Genomic DNA, 23,238 nt, shown 5'->3' with positions numbered 1-23,238 from the left:
ATCAGGCTTCGTTCCGCGTCTGTCCGGTGGTCGCCGACAGCCGGAGGTGCGTCAAGGAGTTGTCAGATGATGTCCTCGCTCTTCTCGTCGGGCGGCCTCAAGGTGGCGGCCGCCGTGGCTGCGGCCCTGACGCTGGCCGCCTGCTCGTCCGACCCCAACAAGGACGGCCTCGCCGGCGGCGCCGGCGCTGCCGGCGGCTATGCCGCCCCCGGCACGGCCCAGGACTTCGTGGTGAACGTCGGCGATCGCGTCTTCTTCGAGACCGATTCCTCCGACCTGACGCCGACCGCGGTCGCGACCTTGAACAAGCAGGCGCAGTGGCTGGCGCAATATCCGCGCTACACCTTCCTCATCGAGGGCCATGCCGACGAGCGCGGCACGCGCGAGTACAACTTCTCGCTCGGCGCCCGCCGCGCGCAGACGGTGCGCGACTATCTCGCCTCGCGCGGCGTGCCCGCCTCGCGCATGCGCACGATCTCCTACGGCAAGGAGCGGCCGGTCGCGGTGTGCAACGACATCTCCTGCTGGTCGCAGAACCGTCGCGCCGTCACGGTGCTCGACGGCGGGGCCGGCGTCTGACCGGCGCTGCCCGCGCCGGAAGCGGCGCTTGCGTGGAAAGGGCCGGGCTGCAGCCATATTGTGGCCGCAACCGGCCTGTTCTGCTAGGCAAACGCGACAACCGCGGCTAATCGAATGCATCGCATGATCCAGACACTCCGAAGCATCGCCGTCGCGCTCCTCGCGGCGGCCGCTGCCATTGTCGTCCTGCCTCAAGGCGCACGCGCGCAGGATGCTGCCGACATGTTCGTGCGCCTCAACCGGCTCGAAGGGCAGGTGCGGGAGCTCTCCGGCCAGGTGGAGCAACTGCAGCACCAGAACCGGCAGCTCATGCAGACGCTGCAGCGCTTCCAGGAAGACGTGGAATTCCGCTTCCAGGAAGGGGGCGGCGCCGGCCGCTCCGGCGCGACGACGCCGCGCACCCAGCCGGCGCCTGCGCCGCAGCGGCGCGGCGACGCCTTCGACCCCTCGGCGGCGCCCGCGGCGCCGGGGGCCCCGCGCAATCTCGGCGAGGCGCCGGTCAACACGGACAACAGCGCCACGGGCGGCATCGCCATCATCGGCGACGATCCCGCGCCGGGTGCCGGCGCGCCGCTCGACATCAACTCGCTCGCGCGGGAGGCGATGGCGGCCTCCGCGCCGGCGGCGCGCAGCGGCCCGAGCATTGCCGCCACGGGCTCGACCAACCCGGCGCAGGACTACGACACGGCCGTCGCCCTGCTGCGCCAGCGCCAGTACGATGCGGCGGAGATGAGCCTGCGCCAGTTCCTCCAGTCACATCCCCGCGACCGGCTCGTGCCCGACGCGACCTTTTTCCTCGGCGAGACCTATTACCAGCGCAAGCGCTACAACGAGGCGGCCGAGCAGTACCTGAAGCTCGCCACCGACTATCCCACTGCCGGCCGCGCCCCCGAGGGGCTGCTCAAGCTCGGACAGGCGCTCAATGCCATCGGCGCCCGCGAGCAGGCCTGCGCCACCTTCGGCGAAGTCACCCGCAAATATCCGCAGGCTCCCGGAGCCGTGCGCCAGGCGGCCGAGCGCGAGCGGGCGCGCTGCTGACCCGTGAGCGGGTCTTCGCATCCTAACGACGAGCCTCTCGCGCCCGATGAGGTCGACGCAGCTTTCGCGAACCTCGCCGACAGCCGCCATCTTCTCCTTGCCGTCTCGGGCGGCCCCGATTCCCTTGCCCTTCTGATCACCGTCGCCGGCTGGCTGGACCGTGCCGGACGCAAACCGAGCGTCAGCGTCGCCACCGTCGACCATGGCCTCAGGGCCGAAAGCGCGGCCGAGGCCGAGGCTGTGGCGCGGATCTCGGCCGGCTTCGGCCTGGCGCACGCGACCCTCTGCTGGCACGGCGAGAAGCCGGCGCACGGCATCCAGGAAGCCGCCCGCGCCGCGCGCTATCGCCTGCTCGCCGACCATGCCACCGCGATCGGCGCCGATTGCATCGTCACGGCCCATCACCGTGACGACCAGGCCGAGACGGTGCTCATGCGCCTTGCCGCGGGCAGCGGCATCGCCGGCCTGGCCGCCATGCGACCTCGGGTCGCGGCTGCGCCCGGCCTCGCGCTCGCGCGGCCGTTCCTCGCCTTCCCCAAGGCGCGCCTCGTGGCGACGGTGACGGCGGCCGGCCTTGCGGCTGCGGACGATCCCTCGAACCGGGATGCGGCCTATGCGCGGGGGCGCCTGCGCAGCCCGGTAGCTCGGGCCGCCGCCGAGACGCTCGGGTTGACGCAGGAGCGGCTCGCCCGCCTTGCCGCGCGTGCCGCGAGGGCGGACGAGGCCCTCGCGTCGGCGGCTGAGGCCGAGGCAGCCCGGCTCATCCGGCCCCTTGCGAAGGGGGGAGGGGGAGTGGAGGTGTCCGCTGAAACCTTCGACCTGCCGGAGGAGTTGATGCTACGCGTGTTCGAGCGTGCCATTGCGGAAGCCGTGGGTGCGGCGACCCGGCCGGCGGTTCCCTTGCGCCTCGAGCGGCTGGAGGCGCTGGCGGTGTCGTTGCGCCGGGCGCGCGCGGCGGGGAGCACCATGCGCACGACGCTAGCGGGGGCGCTCGTTGCCCTCGATGTCGCAGGTCGCGTGCGCATTGGGCCCGAGCCGCCACGCAGACGCGGCCGGCGCGCCCTAGAAAAGCCGCCGGTGTCTGGCTGATACGAAGGTGATACGAACTTTCCCTTAAGGGTGCTCGCGGATTGGGTTTCCCTTGGCAAGGGTTTAGCGCGATCTTAAATTAGCTTGGACATGAGTGCGGCCCGGGTTCCGGTGCCGGAAGAACAAAGCGACAGGGAAACGATGAATCCCAATTTCCGTAATTTTGCCCTCTGGGTGGTCATCTTTCTCCTGGTGCTGGCACTGGTCACGCTCTTCCAGAACCCGGGGCAGCGACAGGCCGCGAACGAAATTCCCTATTCGCAGCTCATCGCCGACGCGGAGAACGGCCGCATCGGCTCCGTGGTGATCTCGGGCCAGAACATCACGGGCACCTATATCGGCGGGGGCGGCACCTTCACCACCTACGCGCCCTACGACCCCAACCTGATCAGCAAGCTGTCGCAGAAGGGCGTGCAGATCACGGCCAAGCCGCCGCAGGATTCCACGCCCTGGTTCATCGCGCTGCTCGTCAACTGGCTGCCGCTGCTCGTCTTCATCGGCGCCTGGATCTTCCTGTCGCGCCAGATGCAGAACGGCGCCGGTCGCGCCATGGGCTTCGGCAAGTCCAAGGCCAAGCTCCTGACCGAGGCGCACGGGCGCGTGACCTTCGAGGATGTCGCGGGCATCGAGGAGGCCAAGGAGGACCTGCAGGAGATCGTGGAGTTCCTCCGCGATCCGCAGAAGTTCCAGCGCCTCGGCGGGCGCATCCCTCGCGGCTGCCTGCTCGTCGGCCCGCCCGGCACCGGCAAGACGCTGACCGCCCGCGCCGTCGCGGGTGAAGCGAACGTGCCCTTCTTCACGATTTCGGGATCGGATTTCGTCGAGATGTTCGTCGGCGTCGGCGCGAGCCGCGTGCGCGACATGTTCGAGCAGGCGAAGAAAAACGCGCCCTGCATCATCTTCATCGACGAGATCGACGCGGTCGGCCGCCACCGCGGCGCCGGCCTCGGCGGCGGCAACGACGAGCGCGAGCAGACCCTGAACCAGCTCCTCGTCGAGATGGACGGCTTCGAGGCCAACGAGGGCGTCATCATCATCGCCGCCACCAACCGCCCGGACGTGCTCGACCCGGCGCTGCTGCGCCCCGGCCGCTTCGACCGGCAGATCGTGGTGCCGAACCCGGATGTCGCCGGCCGCGAGAAGATCCTGCGCGTGCACGTGCGCAAGGTGCCGCTCGCCCCGGATGTCGACCTCAAGGTTATCGCCCGCGGCACGCCGGGCTTCTCCGGCGCCGATCTCATGAACCTCGTCAACGAGGCGGCCCTGCTTGCCGCCCGCCGCTCCAAGCGCATCGTCACCATGCGCGAGTTCGAGGATGCCAAGGACAAGGTGATGATGGGCGCCGAGCGCCGCACCCTCGTCATGAGCGAGGAGGAGAAGCGCCTCACCGCCTATCACGAGGCCGGCCACGCCGTCGTCGCCCTCAATGTTCCGGCGACGGACCCGGTGCACAAGGCGACCATCATCCCGCGCGGCCGCGCGCTCGGCATGGTCATGCAGCTGCCGGAGCGCGACAAGCTCTCTATGAGCTACGAGCAGATGACCTCGCGCCTCGCCATCATGATGGGCGGCCGCGTGGCCGAGGAGCTCATCTTCGGCAAGGACAAGGTCACTTCGGGCGCCGCCTCCGACATCCAGCAGGCGACCAAGCTCGCCCGCATGATGGTGACGCAGTGGGGCTTCTCGGACGAGCTCGGCACCGTCATGTACGGCGAGAACCAGGACGAGGTCTTCCTCGGCATGTCCGTGGCGCGCCAGCAGAACGTCTCCGAGGCCACCTCCCAGAAGATCGACGCCGAGATCCGCCGCTTCGTCGAGGCGGGCTATGCCGAGGCGACGCGCATCCTCAAGGAGAAGGCCGAGCAGCTGGAGCTCCTGGCCAAGGGCCTGCTCGAATACGAGACGCTGACCGGCGAGGAGATCCGGGACCTGCTCGACGGCAAGCCGCCCGTGCGCGATGCCGGCGAGCCGGCGGCGCCCACGCGCCACTCGCCCGTGCCGTCGGCCGGCTTCAACCGCCCCCGCGGCGAGCCGGACGCCGGCCTCGAGCCGCAACCGCAGGCCTGATACACAATCATCCATCGCAGGCCGAACGGCGCCGTCGGGCGCCGTTCGTCTTTCTGGTCGCACGGCTGTAACCTGCGCTCATACTTTGTGAACAAAACGCGCGCATCCTTGGCCGATGCCGGATGATATATTCGCGCGGGTTCAGATAAGAGTGACCTCTTCTTGCACGCACCGAGCTCTACGCACATGACACGCAGCTTCTTCGGAACCGACGGCATCCGCGGCCGGGCCAACGGCACCATCACGCCGGAACTTGCCCTGCGCGTCGGCCAGGCGGCCGGCCTCGTCTTCCACCGCGGCGACTATCGCCACCGTGTCGTCATCGGCAAGGACACGCGCCTGTCCGGCTACATGATCGAATCGGCCCTGCAGGCCGGCTTCACCTCGGTCGGCATGGACGTGCTGCTGCTCGGGCCCGTGCCGACGCCGGCGGTCGCCATGCTGACGCGGTCCATGCGCTGCGACCTCGGCGTGATGATCTCCGCCTCGCACAACCCTTACGAGGACAACGGCATCAAGCTCTTCGGCCCGGATGGCTACAAGCTGTCCGACGAGGTGGAGAGCGAGATCGAGACGCTGATGACGAGCGACCTGACGAGCCGGCTGGCGCCGCCCGCGGGCCTCGGCCGGGCCAAGCGCATCGAGAGCGTGCACGCGCGCTACATCGAATTCGCCAAGCGCACCCTGCCGCGCCAGCTCGACCTCGAGGGCCTGCGCATCGTCGTCGACTGCGCCAACGGCGCCGCCTACAAGGTCGCGCCCGAGGCGCTTTGGGAACTGGGTGCCGAGGTCATCACCATCGGCGACGAGCCGGACGGCTTCAACATCAACCACGAGGTGGGCTCGACGGCGCCCGAGGCGCTGGTGCGCAAGGTGCGGGAGACGCGCGCCGACATCGGCATCGCGCTCGACGGCGATGCCGACCGCGTGCTCATCGTCGACGAGAAGGGCCATCTCGTGGACGGCGATCAGCTGATGGCCGTCATCGCCTCGAGCTGGCAGACCGACGGGCGCCTGTCCAAGCCCGGCATCGTCGCCACCATCATGTCGAACCTCGGCCTCGAGCGCTATCTCGCCGGCCGCGGGCTCGAACTCGCCCGCACGGCGGTGGGCGACCGTTACGTGCTCGAGCACATGCGGGCGCACGGCTACAACCTCGGCGGCGAGCAGTCCGGCCACATCATCCTGTCCGACCATACGACGACCGGCGACGGCCTCATCGCGGCCCTGCAGCTGCTGGCCGTCCTCAAGGCGCAGGATCGGCCGGTGAGCGAGGTCTGCCATTGCTTCGAGCCGCTGCCGCAGGTCCTGAAGAACGTGCGCTACAAGGACGGCCAGCCGCTGAAGAACGATTCCGTCGTCAACGCCGTCGATGCGGCGCGCGAGCGGCTTGGCAGCAACGGACGCCTCGTCATCCGGCCCTCGGGCACCGAGCCGGTGATCCGCGTGATGGCCGAGGGCGACGACCGTGACCTCGTGGAGCAGGTGGTGGGCGACGTCTGCGACGCGCTGACCAGGGCCGCCGCCTGACGCCGGCCCAAGCCCCAGCGTCGTCCGCACAAGAGCACCAGCAACGATCGGCGATGCGGTAGCACTTCCCACCCCCCGCGGGGAGGGAAGGCTGCCGGTTGCCGTCTTGCGCCATCCCGGCGGCCGGCGGCGTCGATGGCGTCTTAACGGATCGGTAGGGTTAAGCGTTAGGCTTAAGCGATATTTAACGAGTGATGCCTAGATTGCCTTCGTCTGCGGTTTTGCGGGCAAACATGATTTGCCTGGTACGAAGGAAATACTCATGGGCAGCCTGAAATCCATCGCGTGCGCCGGCCTCATGGCCGCCGGGCTCGTCTCCGGCGCCCGGGCGGCCGATCTCCTGCCTGCGCCGGCGCCATTGCCGGTGCCGGAGCCCGTCGCCTTCGGCGGCTGGTATCTGAGGGGCGATATCGGCTTCAGTAACCAGGAGGTCGACAGCCTCGACAACGCGCTCTACGACGCCAGCGTCGTGAACATCGACAAGGCCTTCGATGCGGCACCGTTCTTCGGCGTCGGCGTCGGCTACCAGTTCAACAGCTGGTTCCGTTTCGATGTCACGGGTGAGTATCGCGCCCGGGCGAACTTCCACGGCTACGACGTCTATCCGGCCGGTCCCGGCTATTCCGCCGGCTCCAACAACTATTCGGGCTCCAAGTCCGAATGGCTGTTCCTCGCCAATGCCTATCTCGATCTCGGCACGTGGAGCGGCCTGACGCCCTTCATCGGCGCGGGCATCGGCGGCTCCTACAACACCATCCACAGCTTCCGCGACGAGAACGTGCCGAACCTCGGCTCGGCCTATGCGCGCGATGCCTCGAAGTGGAACTTCGCCTGGGCGCTCTATGCGGGCCTTGCCTATGCCGTGACGCCGAATTTCACGGTGGAACTCGGCTATCGCTACGTCAATCTGGGCGATGCGCAGAGCGGCGACATCATCACGTACACGGGCACGAACAACGTGTACAACCCGATGAAGTTCAAGGACCTGTCCTCGCACGACGTGAAGCTCGGCGTGCGCTGGATGTTCGGCGGCCCCGTGGTCGCCGAGAGCTACGAGCCGATCGTCGCCAAATACTGATCGGCTGCAGAGCGGGCCATCATCGCAGTTCTAGGAGCGCGGCGTCCTACGCCGCGCTTTCTTTTTGCCGGCCGTCGGCGAAAGGAGCCGAGATCTTCGGTCAACATTCGTTAAGGTTAATGGTCACTTAACTTCTTGGCGGCAAGCTCCCGGCAAACGGTGGTGCCTCCCTTGCCCACGCCCATTGCGTCCGTCCCGGGAGTATTTCTCGATGCGTCATGCCTCTCTCGTCGCAGCCCTGTCCCTCGTCGTGGCGGCCCCCGTCGCTGCGGCCGAGCTTCCGCCGGCGCCGGTGCTCGATCCCGAGCCGGGGATGCTGGCGAGCGGGGAGGGATTCTACCTGCGCGGCGACGTCGGCTACGCCATGCCGATCGACCCCGCGCTGTCCATCAACGGCCTCGGCTACATCGGGGAGCGGCTGGACAAGAACGCCACCTTCGGGCTCGGTCTCGGCTACGACTTCGGCTGGCTGCGGGCGGACGTGACGGGGGACGTCTTCGCCGAGCGCAGCCTCTCGGCCTCTGCCCCGGGCCTTGCCGCCACGGCCAAGCTCAATTCCGTCGCGGTGCTCGCCAATCTCTATGCCGACCTCGGCACGTGGTCCGGCATCACGCCCTATGTCGGCGCGGGCGCCGGTCTTGCGGTCAACCGGCTCGGTTCGGTCCGGGAGACCGTGACGGCGACCGGTGCGGACATCGCCTACGGCGGCGGCACGCGCACCGGGTTCGCCTGGGCGCTGATGGCGGGTGCGGCCATCGACATCACCACCTCGCTCAAGTTCGACATCGGCTATCGCTTCGCCGATCTCGGCAAGGCGCGGGCGGCGGGCGGGGCGGTGCGCGTCGGCGACCTGCGCAGCCACGAGGTGCGCTTCGGCCTGCGCTACACCTTCGAGTGAGCGGCATTCGCAACGGAATATTAAGGTTAACGAGCAATGATCAGGACCGTACTGAGGGTTGGGGAGTTCTGATCGATGCGCGCGCTTCTTCCGGGCCTGGTCATTGGTCTCGGCTGGGCTTTCGCGGCTCCGGCCGCTCACGCCGCCGATCTCGGCGACAGCTGGCTGCGCGGCTCGATGCCCGCCTATGGCGACAGCGAGCCGACCGGCGCCTGGGGCGGCTTCTACATCGGCGTGCAGGGCGGCTATTCCAACGCCAATATCGATTTCGGCACGGCGAACAGCAGCCAGATCGCCTATATCCTGCGCAATACGACAGTCGAATCCGAAGGGCGGGTGTCCAGCTGGACGACCCTGCCGGAACGCGACACGCGTAATGGCAGCTACGGCTTCCTCGTCGGCTACAACAGTCAGTGGGAGGATGTCGTCCTCGGCGTCGAGCTCAACTACAACCATACCAATCTCGACGTGCGCGCGAGCGACAGCCTCGGCCGCAGCTATGTGACGTCGGACCAGTACCGCTACAACGTGAACATCGACGCCGAGAGCCGGGTACGCATGACGGATTACGCCACGTTGCGGGCGCGCGCCGGCTATGACCTCGGCAACTTCCTGCCCTATGCGACGCTCGGATTCGCCATCGGCCGGGCCGACGTGTGGCGCACCACCTCGGTTGCCGCGACAGCGGTCGATCAATCGGGTGCCGGACGGCCGGACCTTGCGCTCAACCCGAACCCGACGGTCGTGACCGAGCGCAAGAAGGACACGTTCGCCTACGGTGTCTCCGCGGGTCTCGGCCTCGATATCCTGCTGACCGAGAACCTCTTCCTGCGCGGCGAATACGAATACGTGCGCTTCGCTTCCTTCAGCGACGTCAACCTCAACATCCACAACGTTCGCGGTGCGCTCGCCGCGAAGTTCTGAGCGGGCGGGAACGGGCTTCGCGGGGTCTTCTGCCGCGCAACCTGCGCCTTTCACGCCGCGCGCCCCCTCGCGTCCCGGACACACCGCAGCATGTGAATGATGCGGTGCTGAGCCGGGGCCTATTTCCATGGTGCCTTCGGCAGATTTATGTGCTGGTTCCCGGGCCGCATTCCGCTTCGCTGCATGCGCCCGGGAAACGAGGTTGCTCGTGAGCGAGCGGTGGGGGATCTCCCGACTGCCGACTGCCGACTGCCGACTGCCGACTGCCCCTCTGGCCCTGCGGCATCGTTGTCCAATTCCGTCGTTGACGCGGGGGCGGGGCTCGCGTATCCCCATCCGCGGGACACTTCCCCCCAACGGGAAGCGCCCATCTGAGAGGATGGATACATGTCGACGAATGCTCCCGCCGCGCGGCCCGCGCGCGCGCAGTTTTCTTCCGGCCCCTGCGCCAAGCGCCCCGGCTGGACCTTAGACGCCCTCAACGACGCGCCGCTCGGCCGCTCTCACCGCGCCAAGGTGGGCAAGGCGAAGCTGAAGCTCGCCATCGACCTCACCCGCGAAGTGCTGAACGTGCCGGCGGACTACCGCATCGGCATCGTGCCGGCCTCCGACACCGGCGCCGTCGAGATGGCGCTGTGGTCGATGCTCGGCGCCCGCGGCGTCGACATGCTCGCCTGGGAGTCGTTCGGTGAGGGTTGGGTCACCGACGTCGTCAAGCAGCTCAAGCTCACCGACGCGCGCGTCATCAAGGCGCCCTACGGCACGCTGCCGAACCTCGCCGAGGTCGACACCAGGACGCGCGACGTCGTCTTCACCTGGAACGGCACGACCTCGGGCGTGCGCGTGCCGAATGCCGACTGGATCGCGGCCGACCGCGAAGGCCTCGCCATCTGCGACGCGACCTCCGCCGCCTTCGCGCAGGATCTCGACTGGCAGAAGCTCGATGTCGTCACCTTCTCCTGGCAGAAGGTGCTCGGCGGCGAGGCGGCGCACGGCATGCTGATCCTCTCCCCGCGCGCCGTCGCGCGGCTCGAGAGCTACACGCCGGCCTGGCCTCTGCCCAAGATCTTCCGCATGACCAAGGGCGGCAAGCTCGTCGAAGGCATCTTCCAGGGCGAGACGATCAACACGCCGTCGATGCTCTGCGTCGAGGACTATATCGACGCGCTCCAATGGGCGAAGTCGCTCGGCGGCCTCAAGGCGCTCGTCGCGAAGGCCGATGCCAATGCGAAGGCGCTCCTCGACTGGGTCGAGGCAAACCCGTGGATCGCCAATCTCGCCGAGGATCCGGCGACGGCCTCCAATACCTCCGTCTGCCTCAAGATCGTCGATCCCGAGGTGGTGGCGAAGGGGTCCGAGACGGTCGCCGCGGTCGCCAAGGGCATCGCCGCCGCCCTCGAGAAGGAGGGCGTCGCCTATGACATCGGCGCCTATCGCGACGCGCCTCCCGGCCTGCGCATCTGGTGCGGCGCCACCGTCGAGGCGGATGACGTCAAGGCCCTGACGGCCTGGCTCGACTGGGCCTTCGCCGCCGAGAAGGCGAAGCTCGCCGCTGCCGCCTGACGGCGGGGACAGTCGGGAATGGGCGGTCGGCAATCGTCGATCTGCCTTCTCCGACTGCCTATCTGCCGATTGCCGACTGCCCAATTCCATCGAGGCGAAAACCCATGACCGCCCCCAAGGTTCTCATTTCCGACGCCCTGTCGCCCGCCGCCGTGCAGATCTTCAAGGATCGCGGCATCGAGGTCGACTTCCAGCCGAACCTCGGCAAGGACAAGGACAAGCTGGCCGAGATCATCGGCAATTACGACGGCCTCGCCATCCGCTCGGCCACGAAGGTCACCCCGAAGATCCTGGAGCAGGCCTCGCGCCTCAAGGTCATCGGCCGGGCCGGCATCGGCGTCGACAACGTCGACATCCCGGCCGCGACCGCCAAGGGCATCATCGTGATGAACACGCCCTTCGGCAATTCGATCACGACCGCCGAGCACGCGATCGCCATGATGTTCGCGCTCGCGCGCGAGATCCCCGCCGCCGACGCCTCGACCCAGGCCGGCAAGTGGGAGAAGAACCGCTTCATGGGCGTCGAGATCACCGGCAAGACGCTGGGCATCATCGGCTGCGGCAACATCGGCTCCATCGTCGCCGAGCGGGCGCTCGGCCTCAGGATGAAGGTCGTCGCCTACGACCCGTTCCTGTCGCCGGAGCGGGCGCTCGACATCGGCGTCGAGAAGGTGGAACTGGACGACCTCCTGGCCCGGGCCGACGTCATCACCCTGCACACGCCGCTCACCGAAAAGACCAAGAACGTCCTCTCGGCCGAGAACATCGCCAAGACGAAGAAGGGCGTGCGCATCGTCAACTGCGCCCGCGGCGGCCTCGTGGACGAGGCGGCGCTGCGCAAGGCGCTCGACGAGGGCCATGTGGCGGGCGCGGCCTTCGACGTCTTCACCATCGAGCCGGCGACGGAGAACCCGCTCTTCGGCCACCCGAACGTCGTGTGCACGCCGCATCTCGGCGCGGCGACCACGGAGGCGCAGGAAAACGTCGCCCTGCAGGTCGCCGAGCAGATGTCGGACTACCTGCTGCGCGGCGCCATCTCCAACGCGGTGAACTTCCCCTCGATCACGGCGGAAGAGGCGCCCAAGCTCAAGCCCTTCATCGCGCTCGCGGAGAAGCTCGGCTCCTTCGCCGGTCAGCTCACCGAGACCGGCATGAAGAGCGTGCACATCACCTACGAGGGTACGGTGGCGCATCTCAACACGCGCGCCCTTTCGTCGGCGGCCATCGCCGGCCTGCTGCGCCCGATCCTGCAGGACGTCAACGTCGTGTCGGCGCCGGTCGTCGCCAAGGAACGCGGCATCGTCGTCGAGGAGACGGTGCGCGAGGCCGAGCACGACTACGACGCGCTCGTCACCCTGACGGTCGTCACCGAGCGGCAGACCCGCTCGGTCGCCGGCACGGTCTTCGCCAACGGCAAGCCGCGCATCGTCAACATCAAGGGCATCACGGTCGACGCCGAGTTCGCCCCGTCGATGATCTATGTGACGAACGAGGACAAGCCCGGCTTCATCGGCCGCTTCGCCGGCATCCTGGGCAATGCGGGCGTCAACATCGCCACCTTCGCCCTCGGCCGCGACGCCCCCGGCGGCTCCGCCATCGCGCTCGTCGAGGTGGACGGCGAGGTGCCCGCCAAGGTGCTGGAGGACATCCAGACCATCCCGGGCGTGAAGCAGGCCAAGGCGCTGACGTTCTGAGCCTCGCTCTCTCGCATGTATCTTGTGATGCCCGGCCTCGTGCCGGGCATTTACGTTTGGGTGATTGGCACGCGTCCGGTGTCGATGCCGGCAGGGCCCACGGGAGGCTGCTATCCCCTGCAATCAAACGCCAGGCACGGGGCAGTGGCTTCCGCTGTCCTGGCCGGGCTTGTCCCGGCCATCCATGCCTTCGGCCATGGTCCCGTGGCTGCGTGGATGCCCGCGACAAGCGTGGGCATGACACGACGGGAGCCGTTGTTCCGCGACCGACGCTTCCGTCTCTAGCCGATCTTCCGCCCCAGGCGCTCGGCGATGAAGATGCCGCCGAGCACCATGGCCATGGCGACCGCGTGGTGCCAGCCGAAGGGCTCGCCGACGATGAGGACGGCGAGCAGGGCGCCGAAGACCGGCACGAGATTGACGAAGACGCCCGCGCGGCTCGGCCCGATGAGCTCGACCCCGCGCATGAAGGTGATCTGCGAGAGCAGGGACGGAAACAGCGCGACGAAGACGAGGACGAGATAGCCCTGCCAGGTCGGCCAGTAGGCGTCGCCGGCGCTGATCTCCCAGGCCAGCAGCGGCAGGGAGGTGAGGCAGGCGACGATGGCGAGCGCCAGGAAGAAGACGAGCCCGGGCACGTCCGGGCGGCCGCGCAGGGCCAGCGTGTAGCCGGTGTAGAACACGCAGGCGATCAGCATCCACACGTCGCCGATGTTGAAGGCGAGCTGCGTGATGGTGGCGATGTCGCCGTGGGTCGCCGTCATGGCGACGCCGCCGAGCGTCACGATGACGCCGACGATCTGCAGCCAGGTGGCCCTGACGCCGAAGAAGACGAGCGCGCCGATGAGCACGAGGATCGGCATCGATCCTTGCATGATCGAGATGTTGACGGCGCTCGTGTGGTGGCCGGCGAGATAGAAGAGCGCGTTGAAGCCGGTGAAGCCGAAGGCACCCATCAGGATCACGCGGAGCCGGTGGGAGGCGATCTTGCCCCAGTTGTCGCGCAGGGCCCGGCCGTAGAGCGGCAGCAGGATGAGGCAGACGACGATCCAGCGCGCCGAAGTCAGCACCATCGGCGTGATATGGCCGACCGCGAGCTTGCTCGCGACGGCATTGCCACCCCACATGAGCGTGGTGAGCGTCAGGAGCAGGTAGGCGTGATCGAGGCGATGGCGGGCGGCGGTCAACGGCTGCAGGGTCAAGGGCGGCTTCCGTGAAGATGGCGTTGCAGACTAGGGTGCTTGCCGCCGGCCCGTAAGGGGCCTAGACGCAGGGGAGCATTGCGGCAGAAGGTGTCACAGGATGCGGTTGCTGATCGTCGATGGTTATCCCGAAGATGCACGCGAGCGCCACCGCGCGGGCTTCGGCCTGACGCCGGGTGAGGCCTATGCGGCGGTCGTGAAGCGCATCGTTCCGGCCGCCGCCTGCGATATCGCATTGCCGGCCGATGCCGATGCGCAGCTGCCGTCCGGCGCCGGGCTCTCCTCCTATGATGCGGTGATCCTCACGGGCTCGCCGCTGCACGTCTACCATGACGAGGCGCCGGTGCGGCGGCAGATCGAGCTGATGCGGGCGGTCTACGACAGCGGCGTTCCGTCCTTCGGCTCGTGCTGGGGGCTGCAGGTGGCGGCGGTCGCGGCCGGCGGCACGGTGACCCCCAACCCGCTCGGGCGCGAGGTGGGTTTTGCGCGGCGAATCACGCCGAGCGAGGCGGGGCGGGGCCATGCGCTGCTCGCAGGGCGTCCCGGGGCCTTCGATGCACCCTGCGTGCATCTCGACGTCGTCGCCAGCCTGCCGGCGAACGCCATCGTGCTTGCGTCCAACGGCATGGCCGGCGTGCAGGCGGCGGAGATCCGCCACGGGCGCGGCGTCTTCTGGGGCGTGCAGTATCACCCGGAATTCTCGCTGACCGAGCTCGCCGCGATCATGGCCCGCATGGCCGAGCCGCTGGCCGACGAAGGCTTCTTCCGCGACCCGGCCGAAGTCGCCGGTTATGTCGAGGACCTCAGGACGCTCGACGCAGACCGCAGCCGCCGCGACCTCGCCTGGCGGCACGGCCTCGACGAACAGGTGCTGGAGGAGGCGCTGCGCACGCTCGAAATCCGCAATTTCGTCGCCCGCTGCCTTGGCGGCGACACGATGCGGCATTGATCTGGGAGCCGTTCCAAATCGCAGTGGGCGCATGCGCCGGGCTTGATTTTCGCCTCCCGATCGCCCAAGAGAGGGTGCAAGGAAACCCCGGCCAAGGTGAGCTTGCGCCGGGGTTTATCATGTTGATGGCCGGAAACAGCCGGAGGCTGGACGTAAATGGCGAACGTCGTGGTGGTCGGCGCCCAGTGGGGCGACGAGGGCAAGGGCAAGATCGTCGACTGGCTCTGCGAGCAGGCCGACATCGTCGCGCGCTTCCAGGGCGGGCATAATGCAGGCCACACGCTCGTCATCGGTGATGCCGTCTACAAGCTCTCGCTGCTGCCGTCCGGCGTCGTGCGCCCGGGTAAGCTCGCCGTCATCGGCAACGGCGTCGTGCTCGACCCGCAGGCGCTCGTCGACGAGATCGATCGCCTCGCCGCCCAGGGGGTGAGCATCACGCGCGACAACCTGCGCATCGCCGACAACGCCACACTCATCCTGCCGCTGCACCGCGAGCTCGATGCGCTGCGCGAGAATTCCAACGCCGGCACGCGCATCGGCACCACGCGCCGCGGCATCGGCCCGGCCTATGAGGACAAGGTCGGCCGCCGCGCCATCCGACTGATGGATCTCGCCGACCTCGAGACGCTGCCCGCCAAGATCGAGCGCCTCCTGTCGCATCACAACGCCCTGCGCCGCGGCTTCGGCCTCGCCGAGTTCGGCGCCGAGGAAATTTTCGACGAGCTTTCCGCCGTGGCGCCGAAGGTGCTGCCCTACATGGATACGGTGTGGCGCCTCCTCGACGAGGAGCGTCGCCACGGCAGCCGCATCCTCTTCGAGGGCGCGCAGGGGGCCCTGCTCGACATCGATCATGGCACCTATCCCTTCGTCACCTCCTCGCACACGGTGGCGGGCCAGGCGGCGACCGGCACCGGCCTCGGGCCGAAGGCGGTGGGCTACGTGCTCGGCATCGCCAAGGCCTATACGACGCGGGTGGGTGAGGGGCCCTTTCCGACGGAGCTCGACGACGAGATCGGGCAGCGCATCGGCGAGCGCGGCCGCGAGTTCGGCACGGTGACGGGCCGCAAGCGCCGCTGCGGCTGGTTCGACGCCGTGCTGGTGCGCCAGACGGTGCGTACCTCGGGCATCGACGGCATCGCGCTGACGAAGCTCGACATCCTCGATGGCTTCGACGAGATCAAGGTCTGCGTCGGCTATCGCCTCGACGGCGAGGTGCTCGACCACCTGCCGGCGAGCCAGGGCGCTCAGGCGCGCGTCGAGCCGGTCTACGAGACCATCGAGGGCTGGCCGGGCACGACGGCGGGCGCGCGCTCCTGGGCCGATCTGCCGGCCCAGGCCATCAAATATGTCCGGCGCATCGAGGAGTTGATCGGCGCCCCTGTCGCGCTCCTGTCGACGAGCCCCGAGCGCGACGATACGATCCTCGTGCACAACCCCTTCGAAGGTTGACGGGCCCCACGTTTTCGGGACATTCGGGAGCCGATGGCGGACTATTATCCTTTGCTCTCGCGGGCCGTGGCCGGCCTGCCGGACAACACCCCCGAGACGCGGCGCGCGATCTACGATCGGGCGCGCGTCGTGCTGCTGCAGCAGTTGCGGGCGGTCGACCCGCCGTTGTCGGAAGCCGATATCGAGCGCGAGCAGATCGCCCTCGACGACGTCATCGCGCGGATCGAGAACGAATATGCGCCGCCTGTCTATGAGGATCCCCTGGAGCCGCGCTTCGACCAGGCGGCGGGGACGGGCGCCGGCTACGATGATGATCAGGACCCTTATGCCGGTGCGAGCCCCTATGCCGGCGAGGTTGCCCGCTATGGGCCCGGCGACTACCAGCCGGCCGAGCCGCCCGACATGCCCGGCGATCACGGGGCCGCGCCCAGGGCCGAGGACGAGCGCCCGGCGCGCCCGCGCCTGTCCCCGACGCGCAGCGGCCGCGACGGCGGCGAGCGTCGCCGCACGCTGATCGTCGCCGGTGTCCTCGCCCTTGCCATCGGTGCCATCGCCGGCACGGCCCTGTGGCTGCAGCAGGAGAAGCCCGCACCGGCGCCGGACCAGGCACAGACGGAGCCCGATGAGCCGGCGCGCGAAGGCGAGACGAAGTTCAACGACCGCATCGGGGGTCCCCCGCCCGAGCAGACCCCGCCGGCGCAGCCGCAGCAGCAGGCGACGCCGCCCGGCAGCGCGGTTGCGGTCTCGCAGCGGGCCATCCTCTACGAGGAGACCGGCGACGCCAACCAGGCGCCGCGCGCCACCGGCGGCCGTGCGGTCTGGCGCCTCGACACCGTCAACGCGGGCGAGGGGCAGCCGCTCGAGACGGTGGTGCGGGCCGAGGTCTCCGTACCGGAGGCCGGATTCACGCTGCATCTGACGTTCCGCCGCAACACCGACGCGACGCTGCCGGCATCCCACACGGTGGAGATGACCTTCGAGGAGACGGATCCCGATCGGGCGGTGCGCGAGGTGGGCGTGCCGCAGCTCAAGACGGACGAAGGCGCGCGCGGAACGCCGCTCGCCGGGCTGCCGGTGCCGGTGACGCCGAACTTCTTCCTGGTCGGGCTGTCCAACCTCGCGAGCGACGTGGAGCGCAACACCGAGCTGCTTCGGTCGCGGTCGTGGATGGACATTCCGCTGCGCTATGCCTCCGGCCGGCGCGCGGTGCTCGCCTTCGAAAAGGGGCTGTCGGGCGAGCAGGCGCTCGAGGCGGCCCTGCGGGCCTGGGCCGGCCAGCAATAGCAAGCGTTCGCGGGGAGCGCCGGTGGCGCAATTCCCGCGACTCCCATCGGGCGGGGGCGCCCGCACAACAAAACGGCGGCCCTTCGGCCGCCGTTGCTCTTCAAATGCCGTTCTGCCGGGACGTCAGGCCGGGCTCAGCGCCTGGCCGTCGCCCTTCGGCGCCTCGATGCGGGCGAGACCCTGCTTGACGGCCTCCTGCACCTTCTCGAAGGCGCGAACCTCGATCTGGCGCACGCGCTCGCGGGAGACGCCGAACTCGCTGGAGAGATCCTCGAGCGTGATCGGGTCGTCGCGCAGGCGACGCGCCTCGAAGATGCGGCGCTCGCGCTCGTTGAGCACGCCGAGCGCCTGGCGCAGGGCGACGAGCCGGTTGCGGCCCTCCTCCTCCGCCACGAGGTTCGTTTCCTGGTCGTCGCTGTCGTCGACCAGCCAGTCCTGCCATTCGCCGTCGCCGTCCTGACGCAGGGGAGCGTTGAGCGAGGTGTCGCCGCCGAGGCGGCGGTTCATCTCGACCACGTCCTGCTCGGGCACGCCGAGGCGCTTGGCGATGGCCTTGACCTGCTCCGGCCGCAGGTCGCCCTCCTCATAGGCGGAGATGCGGCCCTTGGCCTTGCGCAGGTTGAAGAACAGCTTCTTCTGGCTCGCGGTCGTGCCCATCTTCACGAGCGACCACGAACGCAGGATGTACTCTTGAATCGCGGCCTTGATCCACCACATGGCGTAGGTCGCGAGACGAAAGCCCTTGTCGGGCTCGAAGCGCTTGACGGCCTGCATGAGGCCGACGTTGCCCTCGGACACCACCTCGGCGATGGGCAGGCCGTAGCCGCGGTAGCCCATCGCGATCTTCGCGACGAGCCGCAGGTGCGACGTCACGAGCTTGTGCGCCGCATCGCGGTCGCCATGCTCCCGCCACTGCTTCGCGAGCATGAATTCCTCATCGGGCTTCAGCATCGGGAAACGGCGGATCTCTTCGAGATAGCGCGAGAGCCCGCCTTCGCTGGCGAGCGTGGGAAGCGCGCTGGTAGCCATTTTCACCTCCTTTCGGCCCCCTGACGGCAGGCCGTGCGACGGCCGCCCCCTGGCCAGCCGTCTTGAACACCCTACATCCGGGAACACCTTGTCCGGAAGAGGGCGTCCGACTGTCTCAGAACCGCAGTTTCGGTCGTTGGGTTCTTCCGGCATGTGCGCTAGCGCACACGGCGAACACCGCGCCCGCGCACTATGTGTTTGCGCGCAGCGCGGCGACGAGCCCCTGCAGGTCTGCCGGCAGCGAACTTTCGAAGCTCAGTTCCTCGCCCGTCACGGGATGGGCGAAGCCCAGCTCGGCGGCGTGCAGCGCCTGGCGGGAAAGCACGCTCAACGCCAGTCGCGCCTCATCGCCAAGGAGGGCGGACTTCGTCCGAAAGCCGCTGCCGTAGGTTTCGTCGCCGAGAAGCGGATGGCCGCGATGGGCAAGATGCACCCTGATCTGGTGCGTGCGCCCCGTTTCAAGCCGGCAGCGCACGAGGCTTGCCACATCCGCCGCATTCCCGGCGGCGAAACGCTCTTCCACCATATAGTGCGTGATCGCCTCGCGTCCATGGCCGGCGCGGACGACGGCCATCTTCTCGCGATTGTGCGGGGCGCGGTCGATCGGCGCATTGATGGTGCCGGCCAGCGGCTGCGGCACGCCCCAGACCACCGCCACATAGGCCCGGTGAAGCGGCCCGGTGCGGCCGTGGTCGGCGAACTGGGCGCTCAGCCCCTTGTGCGCCTCGTCGGTCTTCGCCACCACCATGACGCCGGACGTGTCCTTGTCGAGGCGGTGCACGATGCCGGGCCGCCGGACGCCGCCGATGCCCGAGAGGCTCGCGCCGCAATGGGCGATAAGGGCGTTGACGAGGGTACCCGTCTCGTTGCCGGGGGCCGGGTGCACGACAAGACCCGCCGGCTTGTCGATGACGATGAGCGCGTCGTCCTCGTAGAGGACGGTGAGGGGGATATCCTCGCCGGACGGTTCCGGTGCCGCCGCGGGAGGCACGGTGACGGCGACAGGAAGGCCGGCGGCGAGCTTGCGCGACGCATTCGTCTCGGCCGTCCCTCCGACCGTGACGTGGCCGTCCTTGATGAGCTGCTGGATGCGGCTGCGCGACAGGTCCGGAAGCCTGAGGGCGAGCGCGCGGTCGAGCCGCACGCCGGCATCCTGCGCCTCGGCGGTCAAATGGATGGTTTCGCCGGCATCCGCCATCTTGTCGCTCATGAGCGCTCGTCGCCCGTCACGGCGGGGCAGTCAAGCCTTCCCCCGCCCTGCGGTCGTCCCGCGCCTGTGGAGAGCTGCGGTTTTCGACACAAAGTGCCACGAGAGGGCTTGAACAGGGGGCAAAGCACTTATATAGAAGCGGCCTCACGCGAGACGCTCCCATCGTCTAGCGGTCTAGGACGTCGCCCTCTCACGGCGAAAACAGGGGTTCGAGTCCCCTTGGGAGCGCCATTCTCGTTTACTTCCAGACACTTGCAGGCTTTTTGCCAATCGGGTTGGTCCAGCGGCCGGCCGCGACGTTCCTCGCGGCGCCGGGACGTCGATGTCGTCTGCCCGAAACGTCTCATTCGCCTGCCGCGAGCGCCGGCCGCATGCCTGCGGAGCTACGGCTGTCATCCGAATCTGTGCAGGGTAGATCCGCAAGGCCATCGCGGCTGGGAGGGGCGGATGTACTATGCGCATTCGACGGAAGACGGGCATCGCGGCAACTGGCAGCCGCTGCGTGAGCATCTCGAAGACACGGCCGTCCGCGCAGCCGCCTATGGTGCGGCTTTCAAGGCGGGCAAGGCGGCACGGCTCGCCGCGCTTCTGCATGATCTCGGCAAATACACGCCCGGCTTTGCGGCCCGGCTCGACGGCAGCAAGGTGCCGGTCGACCACTCGACGGCGGGGGCCGCCCTCGTCCTGGCACTCGCCAAAGGCGACGACCGGCTGATCGGCGAACTCATTGCCTATGTCATCGCCGGTCACCATGCCGGCCTGCCCGACAAGCAGGGGGAAAGCCTCGCCACCTTGAGCGAACGGCTGAAGGGCTTCTCCGATGCGTCCCTCGATCCTGTCTGGCGCGCGGAGATCGCTCCCGATGCGAGCGGCCTCGTGCCGGCCTTTCGCTGGGAGCCTCCGCCGGCGCGCGGGGCGGCGCCGGCGGAGGCGGATGCCGTCCGGGCGCGGCTCGCCTTCCAGTTCGCCTTCCTCGGCCGCATGCTCTTCTCCTGCCTCGTCGATGCCGATTTCAAGGATACGGAGGGTTTCTACTGTCGCGTCGAGGGACGACAGGTCGACCGCGCGTGGCCGGCGCTCCAGACCATCCTGCCGGAGCTGCTGGCCCGCTACGCGCGGCGGATGGAGGCGCTCGGCAGCCGCGACACGATGGTGAACAGCGTGCGCAGCGCCGTGCTCGACCACGTGCTGAGCCGCGCCGGCGAGGCGCCCGGCCTGTTCACGCTCACCGTCCCGACGGGGGGCGGCAAGACGCTCGCCTCCCTCGGCTTCGCCCTCGATCACGCCCGGATCCACGGGCATCGCCGCATCATCTACGCCATTCCCTTCACCTCCATCATCGACCAGACGGCGGCCATCTTCCGGGAACTCCTGGGCGGGGAGGTGGTTCTCGAGCACCATTCGGCCATCGACGAGGCGCGGGCGGAGCGGGCTCCCGCCGCTGCGGCGGACAGCGAAGCGGCGAGCCGGAACAAGCTGAGGCTCGCCATGGAGGACTGGGCCGCCCCCGTCGTCGTCACCACGAATGTGCAGCTGTTCGAGAGTCTTTTTGCCGCTCGCCCGGGACGCTGCCGCAAGCTGCACAACATCGCCGGCAGCATCATCATCCTCGACGAGGCGCAGACCTTGCCGCGCCCGTTGCTGGCGCCCGCCGTGGCGGCGCTGCGGGAACTGGCCACGAACTACGGCTGCAGCATCGTGCTGTGCACGGCGACGCAGCCGGCGCTCGATGCCGGCAATTTCCCGGCCGGCCATCCCGTCGGCCTGCCGCTCGCCGGCCGGGAACTGGCGCCCGAGCCGCAGGACCTGGCCCGCAAGCTTCGGCGCGTGACGCTTCGCTTCGCCGGTGAGATGGACGATGCGGCGCTCGTCGCCGCCCTCATGGACCAGAGCCAGGGCCTCGTCGTCGTCAACAGCCGCAAGCACGCGCTCGCGCTCTATCAGGCCGGGCAGGAGGCCGGGCTCGACGGGCTGGTGCATCTGTCGACCCGGCAGCACGCCGCCGACCGGCGCGCCATTCTCGCCGATGTCCGGCAGCGGCTGAAGGACGGGCATCCTTGCCGCGTCATCGCGACATCCTTGGTGGAGGCGGGGGTCGACCTCGATTTTCCAAGGGTCTGGCGGGCCGAGGCGGGCCTGGACAACGTGGCGCAGGCGGCCGGCCGGTGCAACCGCGAGGGGCGGCGGCCGGTGGACGAGAGCATCGTCACGATCTTCACCGCGCCCGACCATCCTCCGCCGCCCGAGATCAAGAGTCTGAGCGGCGATCTCGGGCGCATGGCGGACAAGCACGAGGATCTCCTGTCGCCACAGGCCATGGAGGATTTCTTCGGCGAGGTCTACTGGCGCGTCGGGCCGGAGGGCGTCGACAAAAAGGCGATCCTCTCGGACTTCCGCATGGGTCGGGGCAACGAGGGCATCGAGACGGATTTCGCCTATCGCTGCGTGGCCGAGAAATTCCGCATGATCGAGAGCGGCATGGAGCCGGTGATCGTGGCGACTACGCCAGAGGCGTGGTCGATCGTGGAGAGGCTCGGCAGCGCGGCCATCCCCTCCGGCGCGCTGGCGCGGGAGCTGCAGCCCTACATCGTGCAGGTGCCGCCGAAGGCTCGTGCGCTCCTTCTCGCAAACGGCCACGTCGTTTTTCGTGCAGCGGAGCAGCGTGGCGACCAGTTCGCCGTCCTCATGACGGGGAGCCTCTACCGACCCGATGTCGGCCTCCTGTGGGAAGACGCCGGCTATCTCGGGCTGGAGCAGTGGATGGTGTAGGTCTGTAAAAGCGCGCGCCGCTGTGTAAGGCTGGTTTGCATTGGAGTGAGTCGTCCGTTGTGGGCGTGGGTCGAAATTGGTTGGGAAGTTGCAAAGACGATTGTCCGGCGGGGACGGACAATCGTCCCGCTCGCGAGGCGGCTGATTGGGGGTGGGGCATGGGCTATGGCGTCAGATTGCGCGTCGTGGGCGATTACGCCTGCTTTACGAGGCCTGAGACCAAGGTTGAACGTGTTTCCTATGACGTGATGACGCCGTCGGCGGCGCGCGGCATATTGGACGCGATCCACTGGAAGCCGGCGATCCGCTGGGTCATCGACGCCATCCATGTTTTGAAGCCGGTCCGCTTCCAGTCCATCCGCCGCAACGAGGTGGGCAGCAAGATCCCCGCCGGCACGGTGAGGGCGGCCATGAACCGGGGCAGCCTGGCGGGCCTTGCGCTCAAGGTGGAGGACAGCCGCCAGCAGCGCGCCGCCACCGTCCTCGTCGACGTCGCCTATGTCATCGAGGCCCATTTCGTGCTGACGGATAAGGCCGACGGCGACGAGAACGAGGGCAAGCATCTCGACATCTTCAACCGCCGGGCCGAGCGTGGCCAGTGCTTCCACCAGCCTTGCCTCGGCACGCGCGAGTTCGCCGCCGCCTTCTCCCTCATCGCGCCGGATGCGCCGATGCCGGCGCCCGAGCCGGAACACCGGACCGACGACCTGGGCTTCGGCCGGCCGCGCGATCTCGGCCTGATGCTGTGGGACATCGACCATCAGGCGGCGGGGCGGCCGTCGCTGTTCTTCCGCGCCCGGCTCGACAATGGCGTGATGCGCGTGCCCCGTCCCGGCTCGCCGGACATTCTGCGCTGAACCTTTAGTGGCCCGCCGCCCGTGACAGG

At 68.6% G+C, this 23,238-nt stretch carries 18 protein-coding genes and 1 tRNA gene; 16 read left to right on the top strand and 3 right to left on the bottom strand.

Annotated elements, in window-relative coordinates:
* Positions 1-66: 66 nt before the first annotated feature.
* The 10 genes from pal (at position 67) to serA (ending at position 12,460) form a co-directional block, all read left to right on the top strand.
* Positions 67-579 carry a peptidoglycan-associated lipoprotein Pal gene (pal, locus tag GGR16_RS15815; protein WP_019404013.1) on the top strand — a complete coding sequence of 171 codons (513 nt, stop codon included), beginning with the start codon at positions 67-69 and terminating at the stop codon, positions 577-579.
* Positions 580-702: 123 nt separating this feature from the next.
* Positions 703-1,617 carry a tol-pal system protein YbgF gene (gene ybgF, locus GGR16_RS15810; protein WP_019404012.1) on the top strand — a complete coding sequence of 305 codons (915 nt, stop codon included), beginning with the start codon at positions 703-705 and terminating at the stop codon, positions 1,615-1,617.
* A gap of 3 nt (positions 1,618-1,620) precedes the next feature.
* The gene (gene tilS / locus GGR16_RS15805; RefSeq protein WP_183317179.1) at positions 1,621-2,706 is read left to right on the top strand and encodes a tRNA lysidine(34) synthetase TilS; all 1,086 of its coding nucleotides are present in this window, start codon (positions 1,621-1,623) and stop codon (positions 2,704-2,706) included.
* A 141-nt stretch (positions 2,707-2,847) separates the two neighbouring features.
* Entirely contained in the window at positions 2,848-4,773 is a 1,926-nt protein-coding gene (ftsH, locus tag GGR16_RS15800) for an ATP-dependent zinc metalloprotease FtsH (RefSeq protein WP_053193250.1), read from the top strand.
* Positions 4,774-4,959: 186 nt separating this feature from the next.
* Positions 4,960-6,303: a phosphoglucosamine mutase gene (gene glmM / locus GGR16_RS15795; RefSeq protein ID WP_019404009.1), complete on the top strand. Its 1,344-nt coding sequence runs from the start codon at positions 4,960-4,962 to the stop codon at positions 6,301-6,303.
* A gap of 262 nt (positions 6,304-6,565) precedes the next feature.
* Positions 6,566-7,381, top strand: a complete 816-nt coding sequence (locus GGR16_RS15790; RefSeq protein ID WP_019404008.1) for an outer membrane protein — start codon at positions 6,566-6,568, stop codon at positions 7,379-7,381.
* A gap of 211 nt (positions 7,382-7,592) precedes the next feature.
* Complete coding sequence (locus GGR16_RS15785) at positions 7,593-8,279, top strand: outer membrane protein (protein WP_183317178.1); 687 nt, start codon at positions 7,593-7,595, stop codon at positions 8,277-8,279.
* Between the two features lie 75 nt (positions 8,280-8,354).
* The gene (locus GGR16_RS15780; protein WP_183317177.1) at positions 8,355-9,203 is read left to right on the top strand and encodes an outer membrane protein; all 849 of its coding nucleotides are present in this window, start codon (positions 8,355-8,357) and stop codon (positions 9,201-9,203) included.
* Between the two features lie 387 nt (positions 9,204-9,590).
* The gene (locus tag GGR16_RS15775; protein WP_183317176.1) at positions 9,591-10,766 is read left to right on the top strand and encodes a phosphoserine transaminase; all 1,176 of its coding nucleotides are present in this window, start codon (positions 9,591-9,593) and stop codon (positions 10,764-10,766) included.
* A gap of 104 nt (positions 10,767-10,870) precedes the next feature.
* Positions 10,871-12,460, top strand: a complete 1,590-nt coding sequence (gene serA / locus GGR16_RS15770; protein ID WP_183317175.1) for a phosphoglycerate dehydrogenase — start codon at positions 10,871-10,873, stop codon at positions 12,458-12,460.
* A gap of 281 nt (positions 12,461-12,741) precedes the next feature.
* On the opposite strand, the gene GGR16_RS15765 is transcribed toward serA, so the two are convergent.
* A complete protein-coding gene (locus tag GGR16_RS15765) occupies positions 12,742-13,662 on the bottom strand; it encodes a DMT family transporter (RefSeq protein ID WP_019404003.1) in 921 nt (306 codons plus the stop codon).
* A 100-nt stretch (positions 13,663-13,762) separates the two neighbouring features.
* Here GGR16_RS15765 and GGR16_RS15760 point away from each other — a divergent pair, with 100 nt between their 5' ends.
* From GGR16_RS15760 to GGR16_RS15750, 3 genes are all read left to right on the top strand, one after another.
* Positions 13,763-14,611 carry a type 1 glutamine amidotransferase gene (locus GGR16_RS15760; RefSeq protein WP_040405335.1) on the top strand — a complete coding sequence of 283 codons (849 nt, stop codon included), beginning with the start codon at positions 13,763-13,765 and terminating at the stop codon, positions 14,609-14,611.
* A gap of 156 nt (positions 14,612-14,767) precedes the next feature.
* The gene (locus GGR16_RS15755) at positions 14,768-16,060 is read left to right on the top strand and encodes an adenylosuccinate synthase (protein ID WP_019404001.1); all 1,293 of its coding nucleotides are present in this window, start codon (positions 14,768-14,770) and stop codon (positions 16,058-16,060) included.
* A gap of 33 nt (positions 16,061-16,093) precedes the next feature.
* Positions 16,094-17,344, top strand: a complete 1,251-nt coding sequence (locus tag GGR16_RS15750; RefSeq protein WP_183317174.1) for a histidine kinase — start codon at positions 16,094-16,096, stop codon at positions 17,342-17,344.
* A 123-nt stretch (positions 17,345-17,467) separates the two neighbouring features.
* Here the strand turns inward: GGR16_RS15750 and rpoH are convergent, their stop codons facing one another.
* Positions 17,468-18,373 (bottom strand): RNA polymerase sigma factor RpoH, encoded by a 906-nt coding sequence (gene rpoH / locus GGR16_RS15745; RefSeq protein WP_019403920.1) that lies wholly within the window; start codon positions 18,371-18,373, stop codon positions 17,468-17,470.
* Between the two features lie 190 nt (positions 18,374-18,563).
* Entirely contained in the window at positions 18,564-19,583 is a 1,020-nt protein-coding gene (locus GGR16_RS15740; protein ID WP_183317173.1) for an RluA family pseudouridine synthase, read from the bottom strand.
* A 155-nt stretch (positions 19,584-19,738) separates the two neighbouring features.
* Between GGR16_RS15740 and GGR16_RS15735 the strand changes: the two genes are divergently transcribed.
* The 3 genes from GGR16_RS15735 to cas5c all read left to right on the top strand — a co-directional run bounded on the left by GGR16_RS15735 (position 19,739) and on the right by cas5c (position 23,209).
* A tRNA-Glu gene (locus GGR16_RS15735) sits at positions 19,739-19,814 on the top strand.
* A 216-nt stretch (positions 19,815-20,030) separates the two neighbouring features.
* On the top strand, positions 20,031-22,352 hold the full coding sequence (gene cas3, locus GGR16_RS15730) for a CRISPR-associated helicase Cas3' (protein WP_183317172.1): 2,322 nt from the start codon (positions 20,031-20,033) through the stop codon (positions 22,350-22,352).
* A gap of 158 nt (positions 22,353-22,510) precedes the next feature.
* Positions 22,511-23,209 (top strand): type I-C CRISPR-associated protein Cas5c, encoded by a 699-nt coding sequence (gene cas5c, locus GGR16_RS15725; protein ID WP_183317171.1) that lies wholly within the window; start codon positions 22,511-22,513, stop codon positions 23,207-23,209.
* Positions 23,210-23,238: the final 29 nt, after the last annotated feature.

The organism is Chelatococcus caeni (genome assembly GCF_014196925.1).
GTDB lineage: Bacteria > Pseudomonadota > Alphaproteobacteria > Rhizobiales > Beijerinckiaceae > Chelatococcus_A > Chelatococcus_A caeni.
Note: the sequence above shows the minus strand (reverse complement) of the source record. Positions and strands in the feature narration are given on the sequence as shown.